11 protein-coding genes are annotated in these 10,488 nt (G+C 48.4%); 2 read left to right on the forward strand and 9 right to left on the reverse strand.

Annotated elements, in window-relative coordinates:
- Positions 1 to 35 precede the first annotated feature (35 nt).
- From rpmG to F7D20_RS02835, 9 genes are all read right to left on the reverse strand, one after another.
- Positions 36 to 224 carry a 50S ribosomal protein L33 gene (gene rpmG, locus F7D20_RS02795; protein ID WP_006849045.1) on the reverse strand — a complete coding sequence of 63 codons (189 nt, stop codon included), beginning with the start codon at positions 222 to 224 and terminating at the stop codon, positions 36 to 38.
- Between the two features lie 5 nt (positions 225 to 229).
- The gene (gene rpmB, locus F7D20_RS02800) at positions 230 to 493 is read right to left on the reverse strand and encodes a 50S ribosomal protein L28 (protein WP_022252361.1); all 264 of its coding nucleotides are present in this window, start codon (positions 491 to 493) and stop codon (positions 230 to 232) included.
- A 457-nt stretch (positions 494 to 950) separates the two neighbouring features.
- Positions 951 to 1,463 (reverse strand): CinA family protein, encoded by a 513-nt coding sequence (locus F7D20_RS02805; protein ID WP_158462756.1) that lies wholly within the window; start codon positions 1,461 to 1,463, stop codon positions 951 to 953.
- Between the two features lie 25 nt (positions 1,464 to 1,488).
- Positions 1,489 to 2,514, reverse strand: a complete 1,026-nt coding sequence (gene tsaD / locus F7D20_RS02810) for a tRNA (adenosine(37)-N6)-threonylcarbamoyltransferase complex transferase subunit TsaD (RefSeq protein ID WP_022253096.1) — start codon at positions 2,512 to 2,514, stop codon at positions 1,489 to 1,491.
- A gap of 6 nt (positions 2,515 to 2,520) precedes the next feature.
- Complete coding sequence (map, locus tag F7D20_RS02815) at positions 2,521 to 3,384, reverse strand: type I methionyl aminopeptidase (protein ID WP_158462757.1); 864 nt, start codon at positions 3,382 to 3,384, stop codon at positions 2,521 to 2,523.
- Between the two features lie 107 nt (positions 3,385 to 3,491).
- Complete coding sequence (locus F7D20_RS02820; RefSeq protein WP_022253098.1) at positions 3,492 to 4,124, reverse strand: HAD family hydrolase; 633 nt, start codon at positions 4,122 to 4,124, stop codon at positions 3,492 to 3,494.
- Positions 4,125 to 4,174: 50 nt separating this feature from the next.
- Positions 4,175 to 6,961, reverse strand: a complete 2,787-nt coding sequence (metH, locus tag F7D20_RS02825) for a methionine synthase (protein WP_158462758.1) — start codon at positions 6,959 to 6,961, stop codon at positions 4,175 to 4,177.
- Between the two features lie 69 nt (positions 6,962 to 7,030).
- Positions 7,031 to 7,510, reverse strand: a complete 480-nt coding sequence (smpB, locus tag F7D20_RS02830) for an SsrA-binding protein SmpB (protein WP_022253100.1) — start codon at positions 7,508 to 7,510, stop codon at positions 7,031 to 7,033.
- A gap of 41 nt (positions 7,511 to 7,551) precedes the next feature.
- A complete protein-coding gene (locus F7D20_RS02835; RefSeq protein ID WP_158462759.1) occupies positions 7,552 to 8,061 on the reverse strand; it encodes a DMP19 family protein in 510 nt (169 codons plus the stop codon).
- 230 nt (positions 8,062 to 8,291) lie between these two features.
- Here F7D20_RS02835 and F7D20_RS02840 point away from each other — a divergent pair, with 230 nt between their 5' ends.
- Together F7D20_RS02840 and F7D20_RS02845 are read left to right on the forward strand one after the other, a co-directional pair.
- Positions 8,292 to 8,993 (forward strand): iron-sulfur cluster assembly scaffold protein, encoded by a 702-nt coding sequence (locus F7D20_RS02840; protein ID WP_158462760.1) that lies wholly within the window; start codon positions 8,292 to 8,294, stop codon positions 8,991 to 8,993.
- A 15-nt stretch (positions 8,994 to 9,008) separates the two neighbouring features.
- Positions 9,009 to 10,022, forward strand: a complete 1,014-nt coding sequence (locus F7D20_RS02845; protein WP_022121816.1) for a GGGtGRT protein — start codon at positions 9,009 to 9,011, stop codon at positions 10,020 to 10,022.
- Positions 10,023 to 10,488: the final 466 nt, after the last annotated feature.

A 10,488-nucleotide genomic window follows, 5' to 3' on the forward strand; every position in this document is an offset into this window, starting at 1 on the left:
CTTTAAAATATTGTTATAAACTGTTGTAAGCGTGCTTACTTAATCTCCTTGTGAAGAGTCATCTTCTTCAAGATTGGATTATATTTCATCAGTTCGAGACGCTCAGGAGTATTCTTACGATTCTTTGTAGTCACGTAACGGCTTGTACCTGGCATACCACTGTTCTTATGTTCAGTGCACTCGAGGATAACCTGTACTCTATTACCTTTTGCTTTCTTTGCCATGATATTTATTCTCCTATAACTTTAATGTCCTTCCAATCTACGAAGCCCTTAGACACAGCCTGCTTCAAAGCTGCATCAAGACCAACCTTGTTAATGAGACGAAGACCAGCAGCACTGATCTTAAGGCTAATCCAGCAACCCTCTTCTACATAGTAGAATTTCTTGCTGAAAAGGTTAACGTCAAAGCTTCTCTTTGTACGATGCTTTGAGTGAGACACATTACAACCTAACTGTGCCTTCTTACCTGTAATTTGACAAATCTTAGACATTTCTATCTTTAATTTTCTAATTCGTTAATTGATACCTATTCCAAACAGGGTGCAAAATTACAAATATTTTTGGTATTTACAAAAGAATCCCTTAAAGAAAACAATCTTTTAAGGATTTTTTATACTTTTGGGCTCTATAAGAGTGGTTTCACGTCGATTTTATTGACTGACACGGGGTTATGTCGAATCAAGCATAACAGTGGCAAGATTGCTAAAGCCCTGTAAGGGAAAAAGCCTTAAGTTTTGTTTGGAGTTTTAAAGCTTTTGCCCTTACAGGGCGACAGGTTTGCGTCCGTAATAACCCAGGGCGTTGCCCTGGGCTAAGAGCTTCTGCCCTTTCAGGGCGTGTGGGGCAAGACTTGCGACACAGGGCGTGCGGGGTAAAGCTTGCGAAACAGGGCGTGCGGGGCAAGACTTGCGACACAGGGCGTGTGGGGTTAAACTTGCGAAACTTGAGTTAGCCTTCTTTCTTCAAGTCTTCTTCGTACTCCTTGAGGAAGCTGTACATAGACTTGAGGGCAGAATTGGTGGCAATAGCGAGATTGATGTCGCGACCGTAATCCTCGGTAAGCTTGAGGGTACGCACATCGTCCTTGCTGCCATAACCAATCCAGATGGTACCAACAGGTATCTCGGCTGTACCGCCTGTAGGACCTGCCACACCGGTAGCCGAAATGGCGAAGTCTACCTTCAGTGCATCAATGGCGCCAAGCACCATTTCGCGTGCCACCTCCTCGCATACGGCAGTCTGCTCTTCCAGTACCTCGTGACTTACCTTCAGGATGTTCTCTTTCACTTCGTTGGTATAAGATACGATACCACCCTTGAAGTAGTTGGAAGCACCTGGCACAGAGATGATTGCCTCAGCGATTCTACCGCCAGTGCAACTCTCTGCCGTACCCAATGTTTTCTCACTATTATAGAGCAATTCAGAAATATTCTTGCTCAAGATTTTGCTTTCAAATTCCATTTATATCAGTGTTAAGTGTTTGCTGCTATTTGAATGTCACCTTAGAGTATGCAGGCAGATCGATGCTGGCAAAATCGCCGTCACGATACTTGAATGTACCTACGCAGGCTATCATGGCCGCATTGTCCGTGGTATAGCTGAACTTAGGAATATAAATCGTCCAGCCGAAACGCTGAGCATGATCACGGAAGGCATTGCGCAAGCCGTTGTTGGCTGAAACTCCTCCCGCCACAGCCACGTATTTGATGCCTGTCTGTTTTACTGCCATACGCAACTTCTTCATCAGGATATCTACGATGGTGTACTCGATGCTGGCTGCCAGGTCGTACTTGTTCTTCTCGACGAAGTCGGGATCCTCTGCCACCCATTTGCGCAAGCTATAGAGGAAACTGGTCTTGAAACCAGAGAAACTGTAGTCCATACCCTGTATATGAGGCTCGGCAAAGGTGAAGGCCTTAGGATTTCCCTGTCGCGCATACTTGTCGACTACAGGTCCACCGGGATAGCCCCACTCCAACACCTTAGCACACTTGTCTATCGCCTCGCCTGCCGCGTCGTCGATGGTCTGTCCCAACACCTGCATATCGTTATAGGCATTCACCTTTACTATCTGCGAGTTTCCTCCACTCACCAAGAGACAGATGAAGGGGAATGGAGGCGCACTCTGGTCGTCGTCCGACTCCTTGATAAAGTGTGCCATGACATGTCCCTGCAGATGGTTGACATCAATGAGAGGGATATTAAGCGAGCGAGCAAAACCCTTGGCAAAGCTCACACCAACAAGCAACGAACCCATCAGACCAGGTCCACGTGTGAAAGCCACGGCACTGAGGTCTTCCTTCTTTATACCTGCACGCGCTATGGCCTGATCAACAACAGGCACCACGTTCTGCTGATGTGCACGCGAAGCCAACTCGGGCACTACGCCACCATAGGCTTTGTGCACCTCCTGTGAAGCTGTGACATTGCTCAGCAACACTCCATTCTTGAGCACAGCGGCTGAGGTATCGTCGCAACTGCTCTCTATACCTAATATATATATATCCTTCATAGTTCTTTAATGTGTAAGAATCTCCACACCAGTCTCGGTCATGACGAGTGTATGCTCCCACTGAGCCGATGGCTTCTCGTCGCCAGTGATAACTTCCCATCCGTATGGGTCGTCGGCATCGATAAACACCTTCCATGTACCCATGTTGATCATAGGCTCAATGGTGAACACCATACCAGGTACCAGAAGCATGCCTGTACCCTTGTGTCCATAGTGCAACACCTCGGGCTCCTCGTGGAACTGAAGTCCCACACCATGTCCGCAGAGATCGCGCACTACACCATATCCATATTTCTTGCAATGATTCTCGATGGCATGACCGATGTCGCCCACAAAACTGTAAGGCTTAGCCACCTCCATACCTATCTCGAGACATTCCTTTGCCACGCGTACCAGCTGTTCTTTCTCGGGAGTTGTCTTTCCACCAACGATAAACATACGGCTGGCATCGGCATAATATCCGTCAACGATGGTAGTCATATCCACATTCACGATATCACCCTCCTGGAGAACATCTTCCTCCTTTGGAATGCCATGGCACACCACCTCGTTGATGCTGGTGCACACACTCTTAGGGTAGCCCTCATAGTTGAGGCAGGCAGGAATGGCATCGTGGTCCTTGCAGTACTGCATACAGATATCATCTATCTCCTGGGTGTTCATACCCGGACGAATAGCCTCTGCCACAGCGTCGAGACAACCCGTATTCACTACTCCGCTCTTGCGGATGCCTTCTATCTGTTCTGGAGTCTTGATCAACTCGCGTGTAGGAACTAACTTTCCCTTACTCTCCCAATACATGACTTGCTTGTCGAGATCGGTAAGTGGCTGACCTGGCAGGCAATGCCATCTTTTCTTTTTGATTGCCATTTTCTTGTTTTTGTTATTTTCTTATTTTGCAAATGCAAAAGTACAATCTTTTTTTTAAATTGCCCAACATTTTGCCATAAAACTTACTTTCTTGACCTTCGAAGTCATTATCGTAAGCCGGCAGTCAGAAATTTGTATATTTCATCTGTCCAGTCGGCACCATTGGCAGGACAATAGGTATTTATCCCCAACTCGCTTGCTGCCGCACAGTTGCGTGGACCATCGTCGACGAAGAGTGTCTCTTCGGGAAGAATGTGCTCCTGAGCCAACACACGACGGAAGAACATCTCGTCGGGCTTCATACAGCCCATCTCATAACTGCGATACATAGAATCGAAATAATAATCGACAGAATGGCCATCGCCAGAGAACTCCGGACTCTCAGCCCAATCCATGACATAAGGATTGGTATTGGAGAGCATAACGACACGAAAACCCTTACGACGCAACTCCTTCAGGGCATCCAACTTATAGAACGGAAGCTCTTTCATATAGCCCAGCCAACAATGCCTCACCTCATCGAAGGTAAGTTCGCGACCACACATCTCGCCCAACTTTCGGCGAAATTCCTCCTCTCCTATCTTGCCTTCTTCCAAATCACCAAAGAAGCCTTGCTGGCGATAGGGGTCGAGTACGCGGTCTACATCAGCGACTCCTAAGTCGCTAAAACGTTTCTTGGCTTCATCGCCGTCGAGGGTAGCGATCACGCCACCGAAGTCGAAAATAATTGTCTGTATCATTTATCCTGATATGTTATTGTTGTTTCAAAACTGCTGTTTCTCCTCTTTTTTCAAAACAAGTTAAGTTTATTCTCACGGGCTTCCTGCAGACTTCCCAAACGGGCCTGCTGCTCATGATATTTCTGTCTGAGCTGCTCGTATCGCCGCTTCAGTTCCGCCTCATAGGCTGCACCGTCTTTACCGAACAAACGGGCACAGATACCGGCATTCAGACTGGCATCCTTCACCCATACCACGGGGCCGTCGTACACGGGAGCTATCTTCAGAGCCACATGCATCTCGCTGGTAGTGGCTCCTCCCACCATGATGGGAAGCCGCAATCCTGCATTCTGCATCTGTTGAGCCACATGCACCATTTCCTCGAGCGAGGGAGTGATGAGTCCGCTCAGTCCGACGGCATCTGCTTTTTCCTCAACAGTTTTTCTTACTATCTGCTCGGCAGGCACCATCACCCCGAGATCTACCACATCGTAGTTGTTGCACGACATCACCACTGCCACGATATTCTTTCCGATATCATGTACGTCGCCTTTCACCGTTGCCAAGACCACCTTGCCTGCCTTCGACGATCCGCCTTCCTTCTCTGCCTCTATATGCGGCTGAAGTATAGACACGGCAGCCTTCATGGTACGGGCAGTCTTCACCACCTGTGGCAGGAACATCTTGCCCTCGCCAAAGAGTTCGCCCACCTCGTTCATGCCATCCATCAGCGGCCCTTCTATCACATTGACGGCATGAGGATATTTACCCAATGCCTCGTCGATATCGACCTGCAGGAAGTCGGATATGCCTTTGCGCAAGGCATACTTCAAGCGGTTCTCTACGCTGTCCTTTCTCCACTCTGGTGCAGCAGGCTTAGGTGCGGTTGCTCCCCCAGCCTTGGCAGCTTTTGCAGCATCGGCTTTCTCCTTGATCTCGGCAGCCAGTTCGATGAGGTCTTCGTAAGCGCCCTTACGGCGGTTGAGCACCACATCCTCGATGATGTCCAGCTGTTCCTTGGGAATCTTGTGATAGTCCATCCGCGCCTTGGCATTGACGATACCGAAGTCCATACCCTTCTGCTGAGCATAATGCAGGAACACAGAGTGGATAGCCTCACGTATATAGGTGTTTCCGCGGAAAGAGAACGACAGGTTGCTCACACCTCCGCTGACATGAGCTCCGGGCAGATGAGTTGTTATCCACTCGGTGGCCCGTATGAAGTCGACAGCGTAGTTGTCGTGCTCCTCCATACCTGTGGCAATGGCGAGCACGTTAGGATCGAAGATGATATCAAGCGGGTTCATCCCCACCTGATCCACCAATATATGGTAAGCCCTCTCGGCTATCTCTATTCTGCGCTCAAAGGTTGTGGCCTGACCTACCTCGTCAAAGCACATCACCACACAGGCGGCTCCGTATCTGAGCACATCCTTGGCATGAGCGACAAACACTTCCTCGCCCTCCTTGAGCGATATGGAGTTGACGATACACTTGCCCTGACAACACTTCAGTCCGGCAGTGATGACATCCCATTTGGACGAGTCGATCATGATAGGCACTTTGGCAATCTCGGGCTCGGCAGCTATCATATTGAGGAAATTCACCATCTCGGCCTTGGCATCAAGCAGTCCGTCGTCCATATTGACGTCTACCACAGCGGCCCCGTCAGCTACTTGCTTGCGGGCTATACCGAGGGCTTCCTCATAACTCTTCTCATTGATAAGTCGCAGGAACTTCCGGCTTCCTGCCACATTGCACCGTTCACCCACATTGACAAAACGTGAGCTGTCTATCGGCGCATGTACATGATCATCCACCTGCAGCAGGTCGAGACCTGATAGCCACATATACTGTGGTCGCTGAGTTACGACATGAGGTTTCTTTCCCTCTGCCATCTGCGCATATCGGGCTATGAAATCGGGCGTAGTACCACAGCATCCGCCAATGATATTGACCAGTCCTTCGTCGATAAACTCGGCAATCTGGGGCGCCATACTTTCAGGTGTCTCGTCGTAGGCACCCATCTCGTTGGGCAGTCCGGCATTGGGATGCGCACTAATATAATAAGGTGCAATCTTTCCCATACGCTCTATGAAAGGCTTCATCTGCGGGGCACCGAAAGCACAGTTCATGCCTACCGAGAAGATAGGATAAGGCGACAGACTGGCAAGGAAAGCCTCTATCGTCTGTCCGCTGAGGGTTCTTCCTGCCAGGTCGCTAACGGTGAGACTCACCATCACAGGCAACTCCACGCCACGCTTCTTCATCATCGTGAAGGCTGCGTCTATCATTGCCTTGCAGTTGAGTGTATCGAAAACCGTCTCGATGAGGATCACATCCACCCCTCCCTCTATCAGGCCGTCTATCTGTTCGCAGCAGTCGTCGAAGAGTTCGTCGTAAGTGATGTCGCGTGCAGCAGGATTGCTCACATCAGGACTCATGGAACACGTCTTGTTGGTGGGTCCCACGTCGCCTGCCACAAATCTTGGTTTATCGGGTGTAGAGAACTGATCTGCCTGTATCCTTGCCAACCTTGCGCCCTGGTAAGCCATCTCGCGGGCATAGTCCTCCAGATGATAGTCGGCTTGCGAGATACGCTGCGAAGAGAAGGTGTTGGCAGAAATGATGTCGGCTCCAGCCTCTAAATAGCGCCTGTATATGTCGGAGATGACATCAGGACGAGTCAGGTTCAGCACGTCATTATTGCCTTTCATCTGTCCGGGCACGTCGGCAAACCTCTCTCCCCTGAAGTCTTCCTCAGTAAGATTGTATTTCTGTATCTCCGTGCCCATGGCACCGTCGAGAATCAGTATTTTCCTGTCACATTGCTCTTTCAGTCTGTTGATATGCCCCATATATAATAATGTGTTACCCTCTTATGCTATTGGATTTTTCACTTGTCGTTATTTACGCTTCACTAAATGTTAGAAGTGCTTGATAGCCCTGTCCATTTCTCTTCTGTCTTCCTTCTCCTTCAGGGTCTGACGCTTGTCATACTCCTTCTTACCCTTGCACAGAGCGATGTCGACCTTGGCACGGCCATGGTCGTCGATGAAGATGAGGGTAGGTACAATGGTGAAGCCTGGCTGCTTGGCATCTTCTTCCAAACGGCGCAACTCACGCTTGTTGAGCAGCAACTTGCGGTCACGACGTGCCTCATGGTTACCGAACGATCCATAGAAATAAGGTGAAATATTCATGCCCTTAGCCCACAACTCACCATTATAGAAATCGCAGTAACAGTCTACCAAAGAAGCTTTACCACCTCTTATCGACTTAATTTCTGTACCAGTGAGCACGATGCCAGCAGTATAGGTGTCGACAAAGAAATACTCAAACGACGCCTTCTTGTTTCTTATCTGCACAGGGCTCTTCTTGCGGAGCTCTTGTTCTTGCTTATTCATTATATCCTCTCCTTTTTAAAAAATATATTCACGCAGGCGCACTACTTCTCCTCCACGGTGGCGAAAAGTTCAATATGCTCGTCGATATAACAAGCCACCTGAGCAGTCCACTGCTCCTCGTTCTCAACGAAATCATCGTCGAAATCATCAAAGAACGGATACTTCTCATAGAGAGCCATGAACTCCTCGTCGCTCATGTCGCGCTCTATGTCCTCGTGGGCCAAGTTATAACACTTGTGGGCCTTGTTGATAAGTTTGTACAGTCCTGCGACCCCCCAGTTACGGAACGCCTTGTCGGTAGGATTCTTGAAGATAAAACCTCCATAACCATTGTGTATGAGCTGTACCATTCCTCCGTCCATCATCTCCTGATGCAGCACGTCCCATGCCAAGAGTGTAATCTGGTCGCTGTTGAGCTCAGCCATGTTCTGCGCATTGAGCTCACCGCCCAAAGCGTTTCTGATGGCATCCACAAAAGCCTGCACAAACTCGTCCATACCTGCCTCTGCCGCTTTGCGCAGCACACTGTCATTTATCTTAACCTGCGTCATATAATCATTAAAAATTGCAATTTTCAGTTTGCAAAGATACACCAAAAAGCGCACAAACCAAAGAAAAACCGAAAAAATGAGTTTAAAGAGTTAAAAAGAATATATAATTTGCCCCTTTTCGTAAAAAAAATCGTACTTTTGTGGTCGGAATTCTGTGTCTTACGTCAGACATTCCGTCATATTGAATGTATTCAAACATTTTATATACTAATATAAAAAATTTAGCGAATATGATCTATTCTAAAGAAGTAGACAACATGTGCGTTGTCGCTAAGGGTCCTAACCACGGACCAGCTCCAATTCCTGAGGAGGGAAAATGGATTCAGGCAAAAGAGATCAAGGACATCTCTGGTTACACCCACGGTGTGGGTTGGTGTGCACCTCAGCAGGGTGCTTGTAAATTGTCACTCAACATCAAGGACGGTATCATCCAGGAGGCTCTCGTTGAGACTATCGGTTGTACTGGTATGACTCACTCAGCAGCTATGGCTTCTGAGATTCTTCCAGGTAAGACCATCCTTGAAGCATTGAACACCGACCTCGTTTGCGACGCTATCAACACAGCTATGCGCGAGCTCTTCCTCCAGATTGTTTACGGTCGTAGCCAGAGCGCTTTCTCTGAGGGCGGTCTTGTTATCGGCGCTGGTCTTGAGGACTTGGGTAAGGGTCTTCGTTCACAGACTGGTACTCTCTATGGTACAGTAGCTAAGGGTACACGTTACCTTGAGTTGACAGAGGGTTACATCACAAAGCAGTTCCTCGACAAGGACAGCCAGGTTTGTGGTTATGAGTATGTACACCTCGGCAAGATGATGGAGGCTATCAAGAACGGTATGGACGCCAACGAGGCTGTCAAGAAGTTCACAGGTAGCTACGGTCGTACAACTGCTGAGCAGGGTGTTGTTAAAGCAATTGATCCACGTAAAGAATAATAAGGAGATACAGATATGATTAGAAAAGTAAGTTACGAAAGTCAGGAACGTCGCGAGAAGCAAGTTCTTGCAGCTCTGAATGCTAACGGTATCAAGAGCTTGGAAGAGGCTAATCAAATCTGCGAGGACGCAGGTGTTGATCCTTATCAGATGTGTGAAGACACTCAGCGTATCTGCTTCGAGAACGCTAAGTGGGCGTATGTAGCCGGTGCTGCTATCGCTATCAAGAAAGGTGTCAAGACAGCTGCCGACGCTGCTGAGGCTATCGGTATCGGTCTGCAGGCTTTCTGCATCCCTGGTTCTGTTGCCGATGACCGTAAGGTAGGTCTCGGTCATGGTAACTTGGCTGCCCGTCTGCTCCGCGAGGAGACACAGTGCTTCGCTTTCTTGGCAGGTCACGAGTCTTTCGCTGCTGCTGAGGGTGCTATCAAGATCGCCGAGATGGCTAACAAGGTTCGTAAGAACCCATTGCGCGTTATCTTGAACGGTCTTGGCAAGGATGCTGCTCAGATCATCAGCCGTATCAACGGTTTCACATACGTACAGACCAAGTTCGACTACTACACAGGTGAGTTGAAGGTTGTTAACCGTATCGCTTACAGCGATGGCCCACGTGCTAAGGTTAACTGCTATGGTGCTGACGACGTACGTGAGGGTGTTGCTATCAACTGGAGCGAGGACGTAGACGTATCTATCACAGGTAACTCTACCAACCCTACACGTTTCCAGCACCCAGTAGCCGGTACTTATAAGAAGGAGCGTATTGCCGCTGGCAAGCCATACTTCTCAGTAGCTTCTGGTGGTGGTACAGGTCGTACTTTGCACCCAGACAACATGGCTGCTGGTCCTGCTTCATACGGTATGACTGATACTATGGGCCGTATGCACTCTGACGCTCAGTTCGCAGGTTCTTCTTCAGTTCCTGCTCACGTAGAGATGATGGGCTTCCTCGGTATGGGTAACAACCCAATGGTAGGTGCTACTGTAGCTATCGCCGTAGCTATCGACCTCGCTATCAACAAGAAGTAATCCACTTCAAGACAAATAAGAATATCCCTGTAACTGTACAGTTGCAGGGATTTTTTATGCAAGTTCTTGTAGTTTTGGTATTGCTATTACAGAATTTATTTGTATCTTTGTACTGCCATTCGTCTGAGAAGGACTGTGAGATTGACTCCCCCTTATGAAAGTTCGGACGTTTGGCATTTTTATTTTTTATATCACTACAAACATTCATCAAACAAGGAAATAAGAGAGCTGAATGCGAAGCAGATTTTCTTATCTCACCAAGATGGAAAAGTGCCTAAGAAAGAGCACTATTGTGCCCCCGAAAGGCACAAATGGAGCACAAGTAAGACACCACCCGTAAACCCGAAACACAGATTCCTATCTTTCGGAGATACGAGTCGTAAACAAGTCTTTTGTACATAGGGAATAAGTAATAGAGTAGATGTGGGGAGTTACCCCCAGCACCTCTCATTGCACCGTACGTACG

The sequence above is a fragment of the Segatella copri genome (assembly GCF_009495355.1).
Lineage (GTDB): Bacteria > Bacteroidota > Bacteroidia > Bacteroidales > Bacteroidaceae > Prevotella.

Bases quoted from the DNA above. Each gene is read 5' to 3' on its own strand.
- rpmB (WP_022252361.1), bottom strand. From the start codon at position 493: ATGTCTAAGATTTGTCAAATTACAGGTAAGAAGGCACAGTTAGGTTGT.
- F7D20_RS02805 (WP_158462756.1), bottom strand. From the start codon at position 1,463: ATGGAATTTGAAAGCAAAATCTTGAGCAAGAATATTTCTGAATTGCTC.
- rpmG (WP_006849045.1), bottom strand. From the start codon at position 224: ATGGCAAAGAAAGCAAAAGGTAATAGAGTACAGGTTATCCTCGAGTGC.
- metH (WP_158462758.1), bottom strand. From the start codon at position 6,961: ATGGGGCATATCAACAGACTGAAAGAGCAATGTGACAGGAAAATACTG.
- F7D20_RS02820 (WP_022253098.1), bottom strand. From the start codon at position 4,124: ATGATACAGACAATTATTTTCGACTTCGGTGGCGTGATCGCTACCCTC.
- tsaD (WP_022253096.1), bottom strand. From the start codon at position 2,514: ATGAAGGATATATATATATTAGGTATAGAGAGCAGTTGCGACGATACC.
- map (WP_158462757.1), bottom strand. From the start codon at position 3,384: ATGGCAATCAAAAAGAAAAGATGGCATTGCCTGCCAGGTCAGCCACTT.
- F7D20_RS02835 (WP_158462759.1), bottom strand. From the start codon at position 8,061: ATGACGCAGGTTAAGATAAATGACAGTGTGCTGCGCAAAGCGGCAGAG.
- smpB (WP_022253100.1), bottom strand. From the start codon at position 7,510: ATGAATAAGCAAGAACAAGAGCTCCGCAAGAAGAGCCCTGTGCAGATA.
- F7D20_RS02840 (WP_158462760.1), top strand. From the start codon at position 8,292: ATGATCTATTCTAAAGAAGTAGACAACATGTGCGTTGTCGCTAAGGGT.
- F7D20_RS02845 (WP_022121816.1), top strand. From the start codon at position 9,009: ATGATTAGAAAAGTAAGTTACGAAAGTCAGGAACGTCGCGAGAAGCAA.